21 protein-coding genes and 1 pseudogene are annotated in these 19,398 nt (G+C 53.6%); all 22 read left to right on the top strand.

All coding sequences use genetic code 11. The features are described from left to right. The first annotated feature begins 2 nt into the window (after positions 1 to 2). The 22 genes and pseudogenes from C162_RS22875 (at position 3) to C162_RS22780 (ending at position 19,297) form a co-directional block, all read left to right on the top strand. Positions 3 to 755, top strand: a complete 753-nt coding sequence (locus C162_RS22875; RefSeq protein WP_036698135.1) for a demethylmenaquinone methyltransferase — start codon at positions 3 to 5, stop codon at positions 753 to 755. Then, a complete protein-coding gene (locus C162_RS22870) occupies positions 748 to 1,623 on the top strand; it encodes a UbiA-like polyprenyltransferase (RefSeq protein ID WP_036698133.1) in 876 nt (291 codons plus the stop codon). The genes C162_RS22875 and C162_RS22870 overlap by 8 nt, the downstream gene beginning before the upstream one ends. 53 nt (positions 1,624 to 1,676) lie before the next feature. Further along, complete coding sequence (locus C162_RS22865; RefSeq protein WP_442792472.1) at positions 1,677 to 2,222, top strand: UbiX family flavin prenyltransferase; 546 nt, start codon at positions 1,677 to 1,679, stop codon at positions 2,220 to 2,222. 3 nt (positions 2,223 to 2,225) lie between these two features. Further along, a complete protein-coding gene (locus tag C162_RS22860) occupies positions 2,226 to 3,086 on the top strand; it encodes a menaquinone biosynthetic enzyme MqnA/MqnD family protein (protein ID WP_036698130.1) in 861 nt (286 codons plus the stop codon). Beyond that, positions 3,083 to 4,051: a polyprenyl synthetase family protein gene (locus tag C162_RS22855; protein WP_036698129.1), complete on the top strand. Its 969-nt coding sequence runs from the start codon at positions 3,083 to 3,085 to the stop codon at positions 4,049 to 4,051. The genes C162_RS22860 and C162_RS22855 overlap by 4 nt, the downstream gene beginning before the upstream one ends. Positions 4,052 to 4,183: 132 nt before the next feature. After that, positions 4,184 to 4,627 (top strand): nucleoside-diphosphate kinase, encoded by a 444-nt coding sequence (gene ndk / locus C162_RS22850; protein ID WP_036698128.1) that lies wholly within the window; start codon positions 4,184 to 4,186, stop codon positions 4,625 to 4,627. Between the two features lie 27 nt (positions 4,628 to 4,654). Continuing rightward, entirely contained in the window at positions 4,655 to 5,458 is an 804-nt protein-coding gene (locus C162_RS22845) for a CheR family methyltransferase (protein ID WP_036698127.1), read from the top strand. 206 nt (positions 5,459 to 5,664) lie between these two features. Next, the gene (locus C162_RS36675) at positions 5,665 to 5,841 is read left to right on the top strand and encodes a hypothetical protein (RefSeq protein WP_179090429.1); all 177 of its coding nucleotides are present in this window, start codon (positions 5,665 to 5,667) and stop codon (positions 5,839 to 5,841) included. A gap of 183 nt (positions 5,842 to 6,024) precedes the next feature. Continuing rightward, positions 6,025 to 7,194, top strand: coding sequence for a chorismate synthase (aroC, locus tag C162_RS22840; RefSeq protein WP_036698126.1), 1,170 nt, complete (start codon positions 6,025 to 6,027; stop codon positions 7,192 to 7,194). Position 7,195: 1 nt separating this feature from the next. Next, positions 7,196 to 8,299: a 3-dehydroquinate synthase gene (aroB, locus tag C162_RS22835; RefSeq protein WP_036698125.1), complete on the top strand. Its 1,104-nt coding sequence runs from the start codon at positions 7,196 to 7,198 to the stop codon at positions 8,297 to 8,299. After that, positions 8,293 to 8,664 (top strand): chorismate mutase, encoded by a 372-nt coding sequence (aroH, locus tag C162_RS22830; RefSeq protein WP_036698124.1) that lies wholly within the window; start codon positions 8,293 to 8,295, stop codon positions 8,662 to 8,664. The genes aroB and aroH overlap by 7 nt, the downstream gene beginning before the upstream one ends. Positions 8,665 to 9,018: 354 nt before the next feature. Next, positions 9,019 to 10,572, top strand: a complete 1,554-nt coding sequence (gene trpE / locus C162_RS22825; protein ID WP_036698123.1) for an anthranilate synthase component I — start codon at positions 9,019 to 9,021, stop codon at positions 10,570 to 10,572. Positions 10,573 to 10,650: 78 nt separating this feature from the next. Beyond that, positions 10,651 to 11,691 carry an anthranilate phosphoribosyltransferase gene (gene trpD, locus C162_RS22820; RefSeq protein WP_036698122.1) on the top strand — a complete coding sequence of 347 codons (1,041 nt, stop codon included), beginning with the start codon at positions 10,651 to 10,653 and terminating at the stop codon, positions 11,689 to 11,691. Next, positions 11,681 to 12,511: an indole-3-glycerol phosphate synthase TrpC gene (gene trpC / locus C162_RS22815; RefSeq protein ID WP_036698121.1), complete on the top strand. Its 831-nt coding sequence runs from the start codon at positions 11,681 to 11,683 to the stop codon at positions 12,509 to 12,511. Before trpD ends, trpC begins: the two co-directional genes overlap by 11 nt. Continuing rightward, positions 12,504 to 13,184 (top strand): phosphoribosylanthranilate isomerase, encoded by a 681-nt coding sequence (locus C162_RS22810; protein ID WP_036698119.1) that lies wholly within the window; start codon positions 12,504 to 12,506, stop codon positions 13,182 to 13,184. Before trpC ends, C162_RS22810 begins: the two co-directional genes overlap by 8 nt. Beyond that, the gene (gene trpB / locus C162_RS22805) at positions 13,181 to 14,380 is read left to right on the top strand and encodes a tryptophan synthase subunit beta (RefSeq protein WP_036698117.1); all 1,200 of its coding nucleotides are present in this window, start codon (positions 13,181 to 13,183) and stop codon (positions 14,378 to 14,380) included. The genes C162_RS22810 and trpB overlap by 4 nt, the downstream gene beginning before the upstream one ends. Beyond that, complete coding sequence (gene trpA / locus C162_RS22800; protein ID WP_036698114.1) at positions 14,377 to 15,201, top strand: tryptophan synthase subunit alpha; 825 nt, start codon at positions 14,377 to 14,379, stop codon at positions 15,199 to 15,201. Before trpB ends, trpA begins: the two co-directional genes overlap by 4 nt. Before the next feature lie 23 nt (positions 15,202 to 15,224). Next, on the top strand, positions 15,225 to 16,322 hold the full coding sequence (gene hisC, locus C162_RS22795; protein ID WP_036698111.1) for a histidinol-phosphate transaminase: 1,098 nt from the start codon (positions 15,225 to 15,227) through the stop codon (positions 16,320 to 16,322). A gap of 58 nt (positions 16,323 to 16,380) precedes the next feature. Then, a complete protein-coding gene (locus C162_RS22790; protein WP_036698108.1) occupies positions 16,381 to 17,475 on the top strand; it encodes a prephenate dehydrogenase in 1,095 nt (364 codons plus the stop codon). A 638-nt stretch (positions 17,476 to 18,113) separates the two neighbouring features. Then, positions 18,114 to 18,701, top strand: coding sequence for an RNA polymerase sigma factor (locus C162_RS22785; RefSeq protein WP_036698105.1), 588 nt, complete (start codon positions 18,114 to 18,116; stop codon positions 18,699 to 18,701). A gap of 5 nt (positions 18,702 to 18,706) precedes the next feature. Beyond that, positions 18,707 to 18,802: pseudogene (locus C162_RS37660) on the top strand (anti-sigma factor family protein); the annotation flags it as partial. A 51-nt stretch (positions 18,803 to 18,853) separates the two neighbouring features. Continuing rightward, positions 18,854 to 19,297 (top strand): hypothetical protein, encoded by a 444-nt coding sequence (locus C162_RS22780; RefSeq protein WP_051493856.1) that lies wholly within the window; start codon positions 18,854 to 18,856, stop codon positions 19,295 to 19,297. Positions 19,298 to 19,398: the final 101 nt, after the last annotated feature.

Here is a 19,398-nt window from a genome sequence, read left to right as displayed (position 1 = left end):
GAATGACAGTAGATAAAGCTACCGTAACAGGCGGGCAAGGCGAGAAGCCGAAGGAGCAATTTGTTCATTCGGTATTTGAGAGCATTGCCGGCAAATATGATCTGATGAATGATATTCTGAGCTTCCGGCGCCATAAGGCCTGGCGGAAGTTCACCATGCGCAAGATGGGCATGAAGCGGGGGGACTCGGCAGTGGACCTGTGCTGCGGTACCTGCGACTGGAGCATAGCCCTAGCTGATGCGAGCGAGAACGGAAATGTTATGGGACTGGACTTCAGCGCAGGCATGCTGGAGGTGGGACGGCGCAAGGTGGAGGCGCGCGGACTGCAGGACCGTATCTCCCTGATTCAGGGGAATGCGATGGAGCTGCCATTCGGTGATAATTCCTTCGATTACGCGACGATCGGCTTTGGACTTCGTAATGTGCCTGATCCTGTTCAGGTACTAAACGAGATGAAGCGCGTGGTGAAGCCAGGCGGTATGGTGGTATGCCTGGAGCTGTCGAAGCCGATGAAGCAGCCGTTCAAAGGTATTTATTATTTTTATTTCCAGCGTGTGCTTCCTCTGCTCGGCAGGCTGTTCGCCAAGCGGTATGAGCAATATAAATGGCTTCCTGAATCACTGGCACTCTTCCCGGACAGGAAGCAATTAGAGGAGATCTTCCGGGATACCGGACTTACAAAAGTGGAATCGTTCCCCTTGAATGGTGGCATCGCGGCGTTACATCTTGGACTCAAGGAGAACTGTAATGTTTAAGAAAATCGGTATTTTTCTACAAATGATTAAATTTGAGCACACGGTTTTTGCTTTACCCTTTGCCTTTATGGGGGCTTTGCTTGGTTCAGTAGTTATGTTCGGGGAACTGCCCTCCTGGAGCCAGATCGGATGGGTAGTTGTTGCTATGTTCGGCGCACGCAGCGCGGCTATGGGGCTTAACCGGCTGATCGACCGGATCAGTGATGCGAAGAATCCCCGGACAGCGGGTAGAGCCATTCCGGCAGGATTATTGAAGGTTGGAGAGGTATCGCTGTTCATCGCTTTCTCGTTCTTTTTGCTGTTCTGGGCAGCCTTGAGGCTCAATCCGCTGTCAGCGAAGCTGCTGCCGATTGCTGTTTTTCTGCTGGTCATCTATTCCTTCACCAAACGCTTCACCTGGGCCTGTCATCTGATTCTCGGGCTTACGATTGCCCTTGCGCCTCTCGGCGGTTGGGTTGCGGTTACAGGAACGGTAGACTCGACTGCTATGATTTTCTATTTCACGATCGTATTTTGGACAGCAGGCTTTGATATCATCTACTCCTGCCAGGATGTGGACTTCGACCGCAAGGAAGGTCTGTATTCGATTCCGGTGCGCTTCGGGGTGGCCCGTGCGCTGGGCATTGCCAAGGTTTTTCATCTGTTGACAGCCCTGGGCTTCATCTCCCTGTTGTTCATCACGGATCTGAGCTGGTGGTATGTGGCCGGCATGGTGATTGCTTACATTATACTTTTCTATGAGCACTACATTGTGTCTCCGGGTGATCTTAGCAAGCTGCAGACCGCCTTCTTTACCATGAACGGCGTGCTTAGCATTGTGGTCTTTTCCTTTACTCTGATTGACCTGGTGGTGCAGTTCTACAAATGACCGAACTTAAGCCTAAGAACTTAGTGGTTGGCATTACCGGTGCGAGCGGGGCAATCTACGGCATCCGGCTGACAGAGACCTTGCTGTCCCTCGGTTATACAGTACATCTGGTTGTCAGTAATGCAGGCTGGCGTGTTTTCAAAGAGGAGTTGGGCTATGCCGTAACTGACCGGGAAGGACTGCTGAACGAGCAGTTCGGCAGCTATCCCGGTTCTCTTGTGTACCACCCGGTACAGGATATCGGCGCTTCGATTGCCAGCGGCTCCTTCCGGACAGAGGGGATGATTATTATGCCCTGCTCGATGGGAACACTGTCTGCTGTAGCGCATGGCAGCTCGGACAATCTGATGACGCGGGCTGCGGATGTCATGCTGAAGGAGGGGCGTCCGCTGGTTCTGGTTCCCCGGGAGACACCACTGCACGCGATTCACCTGGAGAATATGCTGAAGCTGTCGCGAATGGGTGTCAAGTTGATTCCGGCAATGCCGGCGTTCTATTACGGTCCTGCCACGATGGATGATCTGATCAATTTCATGGTGGGCAAGGTACTCGATAGCTTCGGAATTGAGCATACTTTATTTCGCAGATGGGGGGAATGAAGGATGACAGACCTGGAACACACCGTCATCGGCAAAATCAGCTATACCAATTCATGGCCTGTCTATCATTATTTCGATCCCTCTGCTTTAAGCTTTCCTGCTGAAATGGTGAGTGAGGTGCCTGCTGTGCTTAACCAGGGCATGGCAGCAGGAGATATTCATGTCGGGGCTTTATCCTCCTTTGCTTACGCAGCGGCCAGCGACCGGCTGCTGCTGCTGCCTGGTCTGTCTGTCAGCGCGGATGGTCCGGTGCGGTCGATATTTCTTTTCTCCAAAAAGCCGCTACAGCAGATTGGCAGCGGAACGATAGCCGTGACGAACACCTCGGCTACCTCGGTCAATCTGCTGAAGATCCTGATGCACAAGGCCTTTAGGGCCAGCCCGGAGTACATCAGCAGCAATCCCGATCTGAATACCATGATGCAGCAGGCGGATGCTGGTCTCCTGATCGGCGACCATGCCATCCGCGCCTCCTGGCAGGATCAGGGCTATGAAGTGACGGATCTGGGTGAGCTGTGGAAGGAATGGACCGGCCACAGTATGACCTTTGCTGTATGGGCGGTTAACCGCAAGGCTGCAGCCCGGAATCCTGAGGCTATTGCTGAGATTGCTGAAGCCTTCGAGCGGAGCAAGAGACGCGGCCTGAATGATCTGGGACCGGTAATTCACGAAGCCTGCTGTACGATCGGGGGCACGGCCTCCTATTGGAGAGATTACTTCCGTAATTTATGTTATGACTTTGGGGAAAGGCAGCAGGAAGGTCTGAACCTCTATTTCCGCTATGCCTATGAAATGGGCCTGCTGCCGCAGGAAGTGAAGATGGAGCTTTGGAGCCACAATCTGCTGACACGGGTGAAAGAATGAAGCGACTGCAAATATTCGGCTTGCTGAACAAAGATATGGATCAGATTGAGAAAGAGCTGTACCGCAGTGTCCAGGGGGATGATGACCTGCTGAGCGAGACTTCGCTGCATCTGCTGAGAGCAGGGGGCAAGCGGCTCCGGCCGGTATTCGTTCTGATGGGCGGCAAATTCGGGACCTATGATCTCGATAAGCTGAAGCGTGTCGCTATTCCGCTGGAGCTGATTCACAGCGCCTCGCTGGTCCACGATGATGTCATTGACGATGCGGAGCTCCGGCGGGGAGAGCCTACCGTCAAGGCGAAATGGGGCGACAAGATCGCCATGTACACCGGTGACTATATTTATGCCAAGGCACTTGTGATGACTTCAGGGCTGAAGAATCCCCTGATTCATCAGATTCTCTCCAAAGCCATGGTAGAGATGTCCATCGGAGAGATGGAGCAGATCCGCGACTTCTTCAACAGCGGACAGAGCGTGCGCCATTACCTGCGGAGAATCCGCCGGAAGACAGCACTGCTGATTGCTGTCAGCTGTCAGCTTGGCGCTCTGGCTGCAGATGCGGAGCCGGGAACTGCCAGGCTCCTCTATAATTACGGATATAACGTTGGGATGGCGTTTCAAATCCGTGATGATCTGCTCGATCTCTCCGGAACGGAGAAGCAAATTGGCAAGCCGCCCGGAAGCGATATGCGGCAGGGGAACATCACTTTGCCTGTCATCTACAGTCTGCAGGATGAGCGGCTCCGCGGCCGCCTGCTGGAAGAGCTTGAAGCGATTCGTGAAGGGAAGAGCGGGGTCGGGCGCGCGATTGATCTGATTCTCTCCGGCGACGGGATCTCCCGTGCAGAGGAGCTGGCTTCCCGTTATATCGCCAAGGCACTTGATGCGCTGGAGCAGCTGCCCAGCAACCGGACGAAGCGCAATTTGCGCGATATCGCCTTTTTCGTGACCGGCCGGGCTTATTGAAAATATAAGAGCCGTTTCTACTTGTCTTATAACACACCTGCAAATTTACGTTCACAGATGCCGGGGTTTCTGATAATATCAGACCATAAACCGCCCATTCATTTAGAATAAGGGAAATTGGAGAGTGACTCTATGGAACAAACGTATCTGATGATCAAACCGGATGGTGTACAGCGCGGACTAATCGGACGCATCGTTGCCCGTCTGGAAGACAAGGGATTCAAGCTGGTCGCTGCCAAGCTGATTACCGTTACTGAGGAGCAGGCCAAGAAGCATTATGCGGAGCATGACGGCAAGAATTTTTTCCCGGAGCTGGTAAGCTTCATCACTTCCGGCCCTGTGTTCGCCATGGTATGGGAAGGGGATGATGTCATCGCATTATCCCGTCTCCTGATCGGCAAAACTAAAGTCGGTGAGGCCCTGCCGGGCACCATCCGCGGGGATTATGCCAGCCACACTCCGCTTAATCTGATCCACGGATCGGATTCACCGGACAGTGCAGCACGTGAAATCGCCAATTTCTTCGCTCCGGATGAGCTGGCACAGTATCATAAAGACATCGCGGCCTGGATGTAAGATCCAGGCAGGAGACAGGAGAAAATTATGGCTGAACGAGACGAATCCTCATTAACCCCAGACCCTGATTACACCGGATTTATTCATAATATCAAACAAAGCACCGGCATTGATCTTGCGCAGTATAAGGAAGCACAGATGAAGCGTCGGCTGACGACGCTCCGTATGAAGAACGGGTTCAACACCTTTAACGAATTCTATGCTGCCATGATGAAGGACAAGACACTATTCTATGAGTTTCTGGACCGCATGACGATCAATGTCTCTGAATTCTGGCGGAATCCGAACCGCTGGGAAGTATTGAGGGATGTGATTCTGCCGGATCTTCAGCGTTCCGGCCGCAGACTGAAGCTATGGAGTGCTGCCTGTTCGACGGGGGAAGAGCCCTATACACTGGCGATGATTCTCTCGGACAAGAATATTCTGGCCCAGACCGGAATTCTGGCAACAGATATTGATGACGGGGCGCTGGCCAAAGCGAAACAGGGAATCTATCTGGAGCGCTCCTTGAAGGATGTGCCCAAAGATGTGGCAGACCGGTATTTCACCCCAGAAGGCCCAGTCTTCAAGGTCAGTGAAGGACTGAAGAAAAATATCGATTTCCGCAAGCAGAATTTGCTGTTGGATAAATTCGACGAAGGCTTCGATCTGATTATCTGCCGCAATGTCATGATCTACTTCACCGAAGAAGCCAAGAATAAGCTGTATCACAAATTCTCGGCCAGTCTGCGGCCCGGAGGCTATCTGTTCGTAGGCAGTACGGAGCAGATCTTCACACCAGCGCAGTATGGCTTTGAATCGACTGAAACCTTCTTCTACCGCAAGAAATAGCATCTGTCTTCTGGAAATATAAGGAATTATACGTTTCACTCGATAACTTATCCTTCTATTTCTCGCTGAAACGAACCGTCCCTGAAAAGGACGGTATATCCGTTTCCACTTGTGTCTACCTTGGTGCAGGGTATACTTTTGGTGTTTTTCAGTGATACTGGGAAGTAGCAAGAAACCTAACGCCAAGTGAAAGGTCGTTAACCCAGATGGACAAAAGCAAGGTCATCACCGCGTACCGGCGGGGGTTCCTCACCGTCCGCGAATGCGGGCAGATTCTCGGCATTGAGGAGCTGCAGCTCCAGAGCCTGCTCACTGCGGAAGAGGGCAGAACCGGCGGCCGCCTTCCGGCACCAGGCAGCGACAGTCTGGAGACAGGCTCCTGAACGGAGGAGAACAGCAGCGCCGCTTCTACTCGAAAGAGCAGGAGCGGCGCTTGTTTTGTATAGCAGGCAGCGGCTGTCCCGTCTATTGCTTTCTTGTCAAAGCGGGGAGCCTATACTATAATAAGCAAAGACATTTAACATTTTAGCGGTTTACAGTCTAAAAGTGTGAAGGGGGAACGCAGCATGAGTTTACGCTACTTAACAGCGGGGGAAACGCACGGCCCCCAGCTTACAGCCATTATTGAGGGATTGCCCAGTAATTTGACACTTGATTTTGAAGAGCTTAATTTCCAGCTGCACCGGAGACAGAAGGGCTACGGCCGCGGACGCCGGATGCAGATTGAGAAGGATACTGCCCAGATTGCCGGCGGTGTACGCCACGGCTATACTACCGGAGCTCCTGTAGCGCTCATTGTGGAGAACAAGGACTGGACACACTGGAAGAACATTATGAACATTGAGCCGATTCCGGGCAGTGACGAAGAGAAGCGCCGGGTAAACCGTCCGCGTCCCGGTCATGCGGACCTGAACGGCGGACTTAAGTATAATCATACCGATCTGCGTAACGTGCTGGAGCGCTCCAGCGCCCGTGAGACGGCAGCAAGAGTAGCCGTAGGCGGAGTCGCCCGTCAGCTGCTTGCAGCCTTCGGAGTGAAGATTGCCGGACAAGTCATCCGGATCGGAGAGATTGAAGCACCTGCTAACGATCTGCCTATCGATGAGCTGATTGCCCGGACTGAAGAATCCTCTGTGCGGGTAGTGGACAAGGAAACGGAGCAGAAGATGGAGGCTTACATAGACAAGATCAAGGAAGAGGGCGACTCCATCGGCGGGATTGTGGAATGTATTGTCGAAGGTCTGCCTATTGGCCTTGGCAGTTATGTACAGTCCGACCGCAAGCTGGATGGTGCCATCGCCGGAGCCGTGATGTCGATCAATGCCTTCAAGGGCGTGGAGATCGGGATCGGCTTCGAAGCCGGGAGGCTGCGCGGCTCACAGGTCCATGACGAGATTATGTATGAAGCCTCTCAGGGTTACTACCGGGCGAGCAACCGGCTGGGCGGGTTCGAAGGTGGAATGACCAATGGAATGCCAGTGGTCGTTAGAGGGGTAATGAAGCCGATCCCGACGCTGTACAAACCGCTGCAGAGTGTGGATATCGATACGAAGGAGCCGTTCACAGCCCAGGTGGAGCGCTCAGACGCCTGTGCAGTTCCGGCGGCTTGTGTCGTACTGGAGAGTGTAGTAGCCTGGGAGATTGCCAAGGCGTTCCTGGACAAATTCGGCGGGGACTCTCTGGAAGAGATCCGCGCGAACTATAATAATTACCTGGCTCAGCTGGAGAGCTACTAAGATGCGCAGCATTACTGTGGATTTAGGCGAACGTTCTTATCCGATTTATATCGGCAGCGGTCTGCTGCAGAGTATCGGCGAACGCTGCACCGAAGCCGGGTTCGCGCAGCGAAGCCCGCTCCTGGTGGTGAGTGATACAGAAGTAGCCCCGCGTTATCTGGAGCAGGTGGAGGCCTCCCTCCGCAGCAGCGGATATACGGTGGTCAGCCATGTCATTCAGGCGGGTGAAGCTTCGAAGTCACTAGCCGTCTATGAAGAAGTGATTACCACTGCCATTCAAGGCGGTCTGGACCGCAGCTCAGCCGTGCTGGCGCTTGGCGGGGGAGTTGTTGGCGATTTGGCCGGCTTCGTTGCCGCATCTTATATGCGGGGAATCGGGTTCATGCAGATTCCAACGACCATTCTCGCCCATGACAGCAGTGTAGGCGGGAAGGTGGCCGTTAACCATCCGCTGGCCAAGAATATGCTGGGTGCCTTTTATCAGCCGTCTATGGTGGTATATGATCTGGACACCTTAACTACGCTTCCACCCCGGCAGGTCGCTTCAGGCCTGGCTGAGGTGGTCAAGCACGGGCTGATCCTGGACCGTGAGTTCGCTTACTGGTGCCAGGCGCATGCGGACGAGTTGTTGGCACTGGATCCTGAGGCGCTGGGGTATGCGCTGGAACGCGGTTGTGCTATCAAGGCGGATGTAATCGGCGGTGATGAGCGCGAGCACGGACAGCGTGCGATTCTGAATCTGGGGCATACCATCGGACATGCCATCGAAGCTGTCGGCGGCTATGGAACCTTCCTCCATGGAGAGGCGATTGCCATCGGGATGGCCGGATCTGCTCTGCTCGCAGCGAAGCTGGGCCGGGACAGACAGATCTACGAAGATACCGTATCCATGCTCACCGCCCTGTCGCTGCCCACCCGGCTGCCTTTGCAGTATAGCGGGGAAGAGCTGATGGAAGCGATGATGCATGACAAGAAATTCAAGGAAGGCCGAATGACTTTTATCGTGCCGGAGGCCATTGGTGAAGTTAGCATCATCAGTGATGTGCAGGCAAGCGATGTTGCAGAAGTCATAGCCCAGCTTAAGAAGGAGGGGAGCCCATGGTGAACCGGGGCATACGCGGTGCAACGACCGTAACCCAGAATGAAGAGACGGAAATTCTACGTGAAACGGTGATCCTGCTGAGGGAAATTGTGGAGCGTAATGATGTGATCGCAGAGGATATCTGCAGTGTGTGGATTACGATGACTACGGATCTGGATGCGACCTTCCCGGCACGGGCGATCCGCGAGATTGAAGGCTGGGAGATGGTTCCGCTGATGTGTTCCGTGGAGATCCCTGTGAAGGGCAGCCTGCCGAATTGCATCCGCCTGATGGTGCAGGTGAACACCGACAAATCCCAGCGGGATATCCGTCATGTGTATCTGAATGAAGCCCAGCGGCTTCGCCCGGATCTCTCACAGAGCAAGTAATAAATTATAGTTACGGGGTTGTCAATGACTACCGTCATCATGTATAGTGAAGTTAGCCGAGTAAAGCAGAGTTTAGAATGAGTTGAGTAGAGTATAGTTGAGCAGAGTGTAGGACTTATAGCAGAACAGACCCTTAATTGTCAGTGTTCTTTTTTGGCATACCTGTATAGCCGTAACTTATGATAAGTTGCATCTGCGCTATCCCTGTATCCATCGAGGAATCTCTTGCATTCGGCTTTGTTCATGCCGGTCCGAGGCGCTAATTCACATACTGACTATCAACAAACCTCTACTCCGGTAGAGGTTTTTCTGTATTTCGGACAATATCCGTTATCCCCCTAGGAGGTTACCCAAGTGACGAATCCGAGCATTGAAGAAGTGGTGTCGCTGTCGCGCGAATATAATCTGATCCCGGTCGTAACAAGATTGCTGGCTGATATGGAAACGCCGATCCGGCTGTTCCAGCGGTTTGCAGAGCAGGATCGCGCATTTTTGCTGGAGAGTGTAGAGGGCGGCATTCAATGGGCGCGTTATTCTTTTATCGGCAGTGATCCGTTCCTCATGATCTCCGGCAAAAAGGGGCAGATCCAGGTGGAGGTTGGCGGCGAGAAAAAACAGCTGTCCGGCAAACCTGTCGAGGAGCTGAAAGCGCTACTCCGTTCCTACCGCAGTCCCAAGCTGGACGGCATGCCGCCGTTCACGGGCGGAGCCATCGGATTCTTCGGCTATGATCTGCTGCAGTATTATGAGAAGCTGTCCGCACATGCGGTAGATGACCTGAATATGGATGACATCCGTTTTATGTTCTGTGACCGTATTATCGTCTTCGATCATGTGAAGCAGCAGATCCTGCTGGTGGGTAATCTTCATATTAAGGATGGCGATACGGATTCGGATATCCGGGCTAACTACGAGGAACTGAGCAATCGCTTAGTGAATCTGGCAGAAGAGCTGCAAAAGGAAGGCCCGAAGGAGAACGTCAACCGCCGCAGCATTCCGCAGGATATTGAGCTTGGAGAGATTCACTCGAATCTCACGAAGGAGCAGTATATAAGCAACGTAGAGCAGGCCAAAGAATACATCCGTGCCGGAGATATCTTCCAGGTGGTGCTGTCACAGCGGATGCACATCGAGACAGAGGTCTCTCCGCTGCATGTGTACCGGATGCTGCGCATTCTGAACCCTTCTCCCTATATGTATTATCTGAAAATGGATGAAGAGATCATCGTAGGCACCTCGCCGGAAGCGCTGGTCAAGGTGGATGGCGGACGGGTGGAGACCCGGCCGATTGCCGGTACCCGGCCGCGCGGAGCGACGGCGGCAGAGGATCATCAGCTCGCCGCAGAGCTGATGGAGGACGAGAAGGAACGTGCGGAGCATCTGATGCTTGTAGACCTGGGCCGCAATGATCTGGGGCGGGTCTCGAAATTCGGCAGTGTGAAATGCAATACATTCATGGAGATCGAGAAATACTCGCATGTCATGCATCTGGTCTCGAATGTGACCGGAACGCTGGCCGAGGATAAGGATTTCTTCGATGCCTTCCTCTCCTGCCTTCCGGCAGGTACGGTATCGGGAGCGCCGAAGCTGCGGGCGATGGAGATTATTGCTGAGCTGGAGCGGGAAGCCCGCGGCGCTTATGCCGGGGCAATCGGATATCTAGGCTTCTCCGGGAACATGGATTCCTGCATCACGATCCGCACGATTATCTTCCGCAAGGGCCGTGCTTATGTGCAGGCCGGAGCAGGGATTGTCTGGGATTCCGTGCCGGAGAAGGAATATGAGGAGACGGTGAACAAGGCCAAAGGAATGCTGAAGGCAATCCGTATGGCGGAAGCGATGTTCCCCGCTGAGGTGAAGGAGAAGCAAGTCATTAACCAGGATTATATGTACGAATATACCCCGTGAACCGGGAATTAGCAGAGATGAGATCAGAAGAGCAGAGAATGCTCCATAAAACTTAAAACTTTTAGGAGGACATCCACTATGGACGCAAGCCAGTTACTACAATCAGGAATTGCCGGTTTAATCGAGGGTAAGGATCTTACCCGTACGCAGGCCCGGGAGATTATGGGCACGATTATGGAAGGTGCAGCTTCACCAGCGCAGATCGGGTCGCTGCTGACCGCGCTGCGGATCAAAGGGGAGACCGTTGAAGAAATCACCGGCTTCGCAGAGGCGATGCGCGGTTTCGGCACACAGGTGCTTACAGAGCGGAGCCAACTGCTGGATACCTGCGGCACGGGCGGCTCTGGCATTCATAAATTCAATATCTCCACAGCTTCGGCAATCATCTCTTCCGCTGCTTCTGTAAGAGTGGCGAAGCATGGCAACCGTTCGGCATCCGGCAGAGCGGGCAGTGCAGATGTGCTGGAGGCGCTTGGTGTTAATATTCATCTGAATGCGGAGCAGGCGCGGCAATGTCTGGATAGTATCGGCATCTGCTTCCTGTTCGCACAAATCTATCATCCGTCCATGAAGCATGCCGCTGCTCCCCGCCGTGAGCTGGGTGTGCGGACGGTCTTCAATATGCTGGGCCCGCTGACCAATCCGGCCGGAGCAGACCGGCAGCTGATGGGCATCTACGACCGTAACAAGACAGAGACGGTTGCCAAGGTCCTGGGTGAGCTCGGCTCCAAGCGGGCGATGATTGTCAGCAGCCTGGACGGCCTGGATGAGATCAGCATCTCGGCACCGACTCAGGTCTCCGAGCTGAAGCAGGGCGTAGTCAGCACCTACGTAATTACACCGCAGGAGCTTGGCCTCAGCCAGCATCCGCTGGAGGATGTCATGGGCGGTGATGCCGCAGAGAATGCGGCGATTATCACTACAGTGCTGGAGGGTAATATCAATCCGTACCGTGATATCGTACTCGCGAATGCCGGAGCTTGCATCTATGTCGCCGGTCTAGCGGATACACTTAAGGAAGGCGTGGACCGTGCCAGAGAGGTTGTGGATTCAGGGGCGGCCCTGAGCAAGCTGGAACAGTTAAAAGCGATGACAAAGGAGCTTGATTATGTATCTTGACCGGATTGTTGCCACGAAGGTAAAAGAGGTAGAAGCGTTAAGCGTGCAATTCTCGCTCGCTGCGGCGGAGCGCTCCATTGCAGGTTTGCCTGCTACCAGAGGCTTCCGCAGTGCCCTGACTGAACGCCGGAACCGGGAGATGGGGCTGATCGCCGAAGTGAAGAAGGCCTCGCCGTCCAAGGGGCTGATCCGGGCCGATTTTGATCCGGTGACGATTGCCCGGGGTTATGAAGCGGGAGGGGCCGATTGTCTGTCCGTGCTGACGGACAAGGATTATTTTCAGGGCAGCGGCGTGTATCTCCAGCAAGTAAGAGAGGCGGTGAAGCTTCCGCTACTACGTAAGGACTTCATTATCGATGAAAAGCAGATCTATGAGGCCCGCCTGCTTGGAGCAGATGCCATTCTGCTGATTGCGGCCATTCTGACCCCGCAGCAGCTCGCCGCGTTCACTGACTCTGCTGCCGCGCTTGGGCTCGATATCCTGATTGAGGTCCATGACCGCAGCGAACTGGAGACGGTGTTGTCTACAGGTAAGGCCGAACATCCCGGGGTTCTGCTGGGCATCAATAACCGGAATCTCAAGACGTTCGAAACGTCGCTCTCCGCTACGGAGGAGCTGGCAGCCCTTCTACCCGCTGGTCTTCCCGTAATCAGCGAGAGCGGGATTACCGGGCCGGAGGATATTGCGTATCTCCGCAAGACACGGGCAACCGGTGTGCTGGTCGGAGAATTCCTTATGCGCCAGCCGGATGTAGAGCAGGCAGTCTATCAGCTGCTCGGTCCGCTTCCTGCCGGGAAGGATCGTGTGCAGCGTGACTGAACCTCTCGTAAAAATCTGTGGACTTCAGGGCGTTGAAGTGCTAAAATCTATGAATAGTTTGCCGCTCGATTATATAGGCCTGGTATTTGCACCCAGCCGCCGAAGGGTTACCGCGGGTGTGGCTGCGGAGCTGATTGCAGAGCTGGGCAACTGGAAGTCTGAGCCTGTGCCCCGACCGGTGGGCGTATTCGTTAACCCCGGCCTTTCTGAGCTGGCAGAGCTGCTTCAAACGGTACGGCTGGATGTTGTGCAGCTTCATGGACAAGAGAGCCCGCAGTTCTGCGCGGAGGTCAAGGCGGCTTTTCCCCAGGTTAAGGTCTGGAAGGCTCTTTCGGTTGCCGGACGTAATACTGATACAGGGGATGAGATTCAACCTCTGCTGGACAGCTATGCGGGCATCATTGATGCACTGCTGCTGGATACCTATGATCCGCAGGACAGCGGCGGAACGGGCCGTACATTTGATTGGGAGCAGATCCCCTTATACCAGCAAGCGGCGGCGAAGCATGCGCTGCCTTTATTTATAGCCGGAGGCTTGCATCCGGACAATGTGAACGAGCTGCTGGACGGCTACGCCCCTTATGGCGTGGATGTCTCCAGCGGAGTAGAGAGTAACGGCAGTAAGGACATTGCCAAAATGACAGCTTTCGTAGAAAGGGTGAAGCAATCATGATACAAGTACCGGACAAAAATGGACGTTTTGGTTCTTTTGGAGGCCGCTTCGTTCCTGAGACCTTGATGACTGCACTGATTGAGCTGGAAGAGGCTTACCATAAATTCTCGGCAGACCCGTCCTTTCAGGAGGAAATAGATTATCTGCTCAAGCAATATTCGGGGCGCGAGACCCCGCTATATTATGCAGAGCGGCTAAGTAAACAGCTTGGCGAGGCCAAGATCTATCTGAAGCGGGAGGACCTCAATCATACAGGCGCCCACAAGATCAACAACGCTATCGGACAAGGCATCCTGGCCAAAATGATGGGTAAAACCAAGGTGATTGCCGAAACCGGCGCAGGCCAGCACGGAGTAGCTACAGCTACGGTAGCCGCCTTGCTCGGTATGGAATGTAAGGTGTTCATGGGCGAAGAGGATACCCGCCGCCAGGCGCTGAATGTCTTCCGGATGAAGCTGCTCGGGGCAGAGGTTATTCCGGTGACCTCCGGCTCCAGAACGCTGAAGGATGCCGGGAATGAGGCGCTCCGCTACTGGGTGAGCAATGTGGAAGATACGTTCTACGTGCTTGGCTCTGCGGTAGGCCCGCATCCGTATCCGATGATGGTCCGCAACTTCCAGCGGATTATCGGGGATGAGACCCGCCGCCAGATTCTCGAGGCCGAAGGGCGTTTGCCGGATCTGCTGGTTGCCGCAGTAGGCGGAGGCAGCAATGCCATCGGTATGTTCTATCCGTTCATGGAGGATGAGCAGGTGGCGATGATTGGTGTTGAAGCTGCCGGTAAAGGCGTAGACACTCCGTTCCATGCAGCAACCATGAGCAAGGGAAGCCATGGCGTGTTCCAGGGCTCGATGAGCTATCTGCTGCAGGATGAGCATGGACAGGTCATCGAGGCCCATTCCATATCGGCCGGACTCGATTATCCGGGCGTGGGGCCTGAGCATTCCTATCTCAAGGACATTCAACGTGCCCAGTATGTACCGGTGACCGATGCGGAAGCGCTGGATGCGCTCAAGCTGCTCTGCGTGACGGAAGGTATTATTCCCGCCTTGGAGTCGGCTCATGCCATTGCCCATGTGGTGAAGCTCGGCAAGACGCTGACCAAGGAAGATATTGTGGTGATCTGCCTGTCGGGACGCGGCGACAAAGATGTCGAATCCATTATGGCTTATACGGAAGGGGCGGAGCAGCAATGACAACTGAGACGACAAACCGGATGGACCTGACGTTTAACCGATTGAAGGCGGAAGGCCGTACTGCCCTAATTCCGTTCCTTACCGTAGGCGATCCTGATCTCGAGACTACACTGGATATTATCGCTGAGTTGGAGGCAGCCGGAGCGGATATTCTGGAGCTTGGTGTTCCTTACTCCGATCCGCTTGCCGACGGTCCGGTAATCCAGCGGGCGTCCGCAAGAGCGCTGCGCAGCAAGGTTCATCTGCGCACCTGTATGGAGACGGCGCTGAAAGCAAGGCAGGCAGGCAGCGGGCTGCCGTTCATCCTGTTCACGTATTATAATCCGGTGCTGCAGATGGGGCTGGATACGTTTTTTGCGGAGCTGAATACCCATGAGATCAGCGGGCTGATTATTCCAGACCTGCCGGTTGAGGAATCAGAAGATATGCGTGCACGCAGCCGTGCCGCCGGAGTGAATCTCATTCCGCTCGTGGCCCCGACCTCCAGCGAACGGATTGCCCGGATCGTATCCGGCGCAAGCGGCTTTGTCTATTGCGTATCCTCGCTCGGTGTAACCGGGGAACGCTCAAGCTTCCACAGCGGAGTAGATGAGTTCATTGCGTCCGTCCGCCGGTCTACGGACCTGCCGGTCGCTGTAGGATTCGGAATTTCTACTGGAGAGCAGGTATCCCGTTTTGCCAAGATCTGTGATGGTGTAGTAGTGGGTAGCGCCATTGTCCGCAAGGTCGAGGAGGTTATTCCCCTGCTGTCCCAGCCTCAGACGAGAAGCGCCGGACTGTTGCAAATTCGTGAATTTGTGGCACAATTAAGACCTAATTAACTTTTGGAGAGCGAGGATCACCCATGAATCCAAAACCGAATATTGTTGACCTTCCTGTCTACAAGCCCGGGAAACCAATTGAAGAAGTCAAGAAAGAGCTGGGCTTAAGCGAAGTCATTAAGCTGGCATCCAATGAGAACCCTTACGGGGCTGCACCAAGTGCAAAGGCCGCTATTGTAGCGGAGCTGGATAACCTCTTTTTATACCCGGACGGCTCTGCCGCTGAGCTGACGGCAGCGCTGGCTAAGCATCTGGGCGTGGCGGGTGACCGTATTATTTTTGGATGCGGATCGGATGAGATTATTGCTCTGATTGCCCGTGCCTTCTTCCTGCCCGGTGACGAGACGATTATGGCCGATCAGACCTTCTCTGTATATAAGAGCAATGCCGATATAGAAGGGGCAGTAACCATAGAAGTCCCGCTTAAGGACGGAACGCATGATCTGGATGCGATGCTGGCGAAGATTACTGACCGGACCAAGATCGTCTGGATCTGCAATCCGAACAATCCGACCGGTACCATTGTGCCCGAGGATGCTCTGATTTCGTTCCTGGATGCAGTACCTGCTGGCGTTATGGTAGTTCTGGATGAGGCCTATTACGAATATGTGACCGATCTCAGCTACACCGACGGCATTAAACTGATCGACAAATATCCTAATTTGGTAGTCCTTCGTACCTTCTCCAAGATCTATGGTCTTGCTGCGCTCCGTATCGGCTATGGTGTAGCCAGCCAGCAGGTGATTTCTCTGATTAATCAGGTGCGTGAGCCGTTCAATACGACCCGCCTGGCTCAGGTGGCAGCAGTGGCAGCACTTTCCGATCAGGAATATGTGCAGCAGTGCCGTGCGCTTAACAGTGCAGGGATTGTGCAGCTTGAGGCGGAATTCGCGCGTCTCGGGCTTACGTCGTTCCCGGCTCACGGCAACTTCATTATGGTGGATGTACGCAAGCCTGCTAGCGAAGTCTTCGATACGTTGCTGCGCCAAGGAATCATCGTCAGAACAGGCTTCCACCGGTATCCGACCTACCTGCGGGTGACCATCGGCTCCGCCGAGCAGAACACAGCCTTCGTAGCTGCCCTGGAGCAAGCGCTGAAGGAGCAGGAAGTTCGCGCATAACCGTGAGGGCTCAGAAGCTGGATTGACGATACCACAGAAGGCAGGTAGTACTAAGAACATGACGACAAAAATAGCAATTTTCGGTGTCGGCCTGATCGGCGGCTCACTGGCCCTTTGCTTCAAAGGCAAGGAGGGTCTGACCGTTGTAGGCCATGCCCACCGGCCTGAATCTGCGACTAAATATGTGAGCAGAGGTGTGGTTGATCAAGCAACATTATCACTTGAAGAAGCAGCACTGGATGCGGATTATATTTTTCTGTGTGTGCCGGTTGGAATGCTTGAGGACTATCTTCAGCGGTTAAGCAGGTTGCCGCTGAAGCCGGGCTGCATCATTACAGATGTCGGCAGCACCAAGGCCAGCATCGCCGCGTGTGCCCTTACACTGGATATTCCCGGTGTACATTTCATTGGAGGCCATCCCATGGCCGGATCAGAGCGTTCAGGCGTAGAGGCAGCCTCCTCCTTACTGTTCGAGAATGCGTACTACGTGCTCACGCCCCCGCCAGGCGTACCTGAAGAGGCATACCAGGCTCTGGAGTCGCTCCTGCTACATACGAGAGCCCAGATTGTCCGGCTTGATCCGGAGCGCCACGATGAGATTGTTGGAGCGATCAGCCATCTGCCGCATATTATTGCGGTAGCCCTAGTGAATCAGATTCATGCATATGACCATTCGGATTCCTTGTACAGCACACTTGCTGCGGGGGGCTTCCGTGATATTACCCGCATTGCTTCGAGCGATCCGATCATCTGGCGCGATATTCTGCTGAATAACCGCTCTGTGATGCTGCGGCTGCTGAAGGATTGGAACGATGAAGTGTCCTCATTCATTCATCTGCTGGAGAGCGGGGATGGTGCAGGGATCGAGTCGGCCTTCCAGGAGGCGAATCAATTCCGCAGCCAGCTTCCTGAGCGGCGCAAGGGAATGATCACTCCGCTGTTCGATCTGCATATTGATGTACCCGATCATCCCGGCATTATCGGCCGCATTGCTACGGAGTTGGGCGACCAGGGCATCAACCTTAGCAATGTGCAGATTATTGAGAGCCGCGAGGATGTTCCCGGGATCATGCGCTTGTCCTTCCGCCAGGAGAACGATATGGAGCGGGCCAGAATTTTGCTGCAGGAGAATGATTATACCGTATATATGTAAAAGTAGGGCCGGGGCCGGATGCTCCGGCTCTTATTTATAAATGGAGGAAATCCAACTGCTATCAGAGGATGCCCCGGCTCCCGCAACAAACAAGCGCTCAGTAAACACCCAAATGTTCGTAAAAATGGACAAAAAAAAGACCGCTTACATAATAAGCGGTTACAGTTCACAATTTCTTGGAACCGTGTAGTGTTTGGATAGGAGTGGAGAGAAACCATACTGTACTTTTATTATATGTATCCGTTTACATTTTGTCAACACTTTATTCAAAGAAAAAAAAGACCGCTTTCATCGGTCTGTCTGTGCTTCTCTCAAAGTCTATTAATTTCCTCCTGTTAGAAACTGTGCTATACTGGGTTAAGTATGTTTATAGATTCCTTCCAAGTATAGGTAACCGCTTGCTGAACAAGTGGTGACGGGCTGTGTTGTCCTTTAGGGAGAATGCTGCCATTCTTCTGTCTAGAAAATGAATTGAAGGTTGGAAGCCTTAAATAACGGTAAGTTGAATATACATAGGAAGATTGGATTTTTGTGCTGCAAATTTGAAGGAATGCCGCAACTTTTTGTTACCTGCCCGGTATAAGTAGATACGGACCGGACGGGATTACACGTGCAAGGGCGAGGAGGGCCGACTCACCATGACGGATTCCCAGTTGATCCAGCTAATCAAGCAAGGCGATACAGAATTATACTCGGAACTCATGCGACGATATCAACGCAAGATATTGGCGTTTGTGTACCACATGCTGAAGAACTCCCATATGGAGCTGATTGCCGAAGACCTCTGTTCAGAGACCTTCTACAAAGCCTTCCGGAGTCTTCATTCCTTCAGGGAAGTGGATGCTTCGTTCTCCACATGGCTGTACACGATTGCCCGCAATACAGTGCTGAGTGAACTTCGTAAGAACCGTGCCGGGAATGTATCGCTCGAAGAGAGCGGATATACGCCTGTGGCACCGCTTGATGTTGCCCCGGAACAGGCAGCATTACGCAAGGAACGGATGGAACTCGTCCGCGAAGCAATTAACAATCTCCCGGAGAAACAGCGTTCCGCGCTGATTCTGCGTGAATATGATCAGATGGATTACCAGGAAATTGCCGTGATTTTGGATCAGAGCGTTAGCTCAGTGAAGTCACTGCTGTTCCGGGCAAGGAGCAGTGTGAAGCTGCAGCTCGAATCCTATTTCTATGAGCCTGAAGTTGAAGAGCAGGCTGAGAGGGTGTAAGGCCTATGAATTGCAGGGAAGCGCAGGATTCCATTCCACAATTGTGGGACGCTCCCCCCACAGATCCCAGGCGGATTAGACTTGAGAGACATATCGCAACCTGCTCCTACTGCAGTGCTGAATGGGCGCTGTGGCAGGAGACCAGTGAGCTTATGCAGGATACAAGATTTGATGTCAGCGACGAGCGGGCAGAAGCGATTAACAGTAAGGTAATGGAGCGGATCTATCTGGAGAGCCCCTGGCTTATGCCCGGTGACGGGAAGTCTGCGGGGAGTTCGGCCGTATTCCGGCATCGCTTAACCCTCTGGATTGCCTGTTTCTTAGCGGTGTTTATCTCCAGCTTCTTATATTTCACCGTGTTCAAGACTCCCTCGAATACGACGGCGGCACAGAGCGGAATCGTTGAGACAGGTGTGGCAGGCTTAACGCTGGACTGGTCTTCTTCATATCCGGTGGAGTCTGAGGGCGGGATCATTGAGCCGCTGGTGGCCAATATGGGCCCTGCACATCCGCAGTACTGGATGGTATTGTCGACGCTGGGCGTTGGATTATCCATATTCCTGCTGGTCCGTCTGAACCGGTACCGCAGACAATGAGAACCCCCTTCCCGAGTATGGAGAAGAGGGTTTTTGATTTGAATATAAGAATTTATATGTTGCACACTATAAATTATCCTTCTATTTCTCGCTGAAATGGT

This window comes from Paenibacillus sp. FSL R7-269, assembly GCF_000517865.1.
In the GTDB taxonomy this organism is placed as follows: domain Bacteria; phylum Bacillota; class Bacilli; order Paenibacillales; family Paenibacillaceae; genus Paenibacillus_AQ.
The sequence above is the reverse complement of the archived record's forward strand: the minus strand, read 5'-3'. Positions and strand labels throughout refer to the sequence as shown.

What these genes read in the sequence shown, in the direction of transcription:
- C162_RS22875 (WP_036698135.1), top strand. Translation starts at nt 3, where the DNA reads ATGACAGTAGATAAAGCTACCGTAACAGGCGGGCAAGGCGAGAAGCCG.
- C162_RS22870 (WP_036698133.1), top strand. Translation starts at nt 748, where the DNA reads ATGTTTAAGAAAATCGGTATTTTTCTACAAATGATTAAATTTGAGCAC.
- C162_RS22860 (WP_036698130.1), top strand. Translation starts at nt 2,226, where the DNA reads ATGACAGACCTGGAACACACCGTCATCGGCAAAATCAGCTATACCAAT.
- C162_RS22855 (WP_036698129.1), top strand. Translation starts at nt 3,083, where the DNA reads ATGAAGCGACTGCAAATATTCGGCTTGCTGAACAAAGATATGGATCAG.
- ndk (WP_036698128.1), top strand. Translation starts at nt 4,184, where the DNA reads ATGGAACAAACGTATCTGATGATCAAACCGGATGGTGTACAGCGCGGA.
- C162_RS22845 (WP_036698127.1), top strand. Translation starts at nt 4,655, where the DNA reads ATGGCTGAACGAGACGAATCCTCATTAACCCCAGACCCTGATTACACC.
- C162_RS36675 (WP_179090429.1), top strand. Translation starts at nt 5,665, where the DNA reads ATGGACAAAAGCAAGGTCATCACCGCGTACCGGCGGGGGTTCCTCACC.
- aroC (WP_036698126.1), top strand. Translation starts at nt 6,025, where the DNA reads ATGAGTTTACGCTACTTAACAGCGGGGGAAACGCACGGCCCCCAGCTT.
- aroB (WP_036698125.1), top strand. Translation starts at nt 7,196, where the DNA reads ATGCGCAGCATTACTGTGGATTTAGGCGAACGTTCTTATCCGATTTAT.
- aroH (WP_036698124.1), top strand. Translation starts at nt 8,293, where the DNA reads ATGGTGAACCGGGGCATACGCGGTGCAACGACCGTAACCCAGAATGAA.
- trpD (WP_036698122.1), top strand. Translation starts at nt 10,651, where the DNA reads ATGGACGCAAGCCAGTTACTACAATCAGGAATTGCCGGTTTAATCGAG.
- trpC (WP_036698121.1), top strand. Translation starts at nt 11,681, where the DNA reads ATGTATCTTGACCGGATTGTTGCCACGAAGGTAAAAGAGGTAGAAGCG.
- trpB (WP_036698117.1), top strand. Translation starts at nt 13,181, where the DNA reads ATGATACAAGTACCGGACAAAAATGGACGTTTTGGTTCTTTTGGAGGC.
- trpA (WP_036698114.1), top strand. Translation starts at nt 14,377, where the DNA reads ATGACAACTGAGACGACAAACCGGATGGACCTGACGTTTAACCGATTG.
- hisC (WP_036698111.1), top strand. Translation starts at nt 15,225, where the DNA reads ATGAATCCAAAACCGAATATTGTTGACCTTCCTGTCTACAAGCCCGGG.
- C162_RS22790 (WP_036698108.1), top strand. Translation starts at nt 16,381, where the DNA reads ATGACGACAAAAATAGCAATTTTCGGTGTCGGCCTGATCGGCGGCTCA.
- C162_RS22785 (WP_036698105.1), top strand. Translation starts at nt 18,114, where the DNA reads ATGACGGATTCCCAGTTGATCCAGCTAATCAAGCAAGGCGATACAGAA.
- C162_RS22780 (WP_051493856.1), top strand. Translation starts at nt 18,854, where the DNA reads ATGCAGGATACAAGATTTGATGTCAGCGACGAGCGGGCAGAAGCGATT.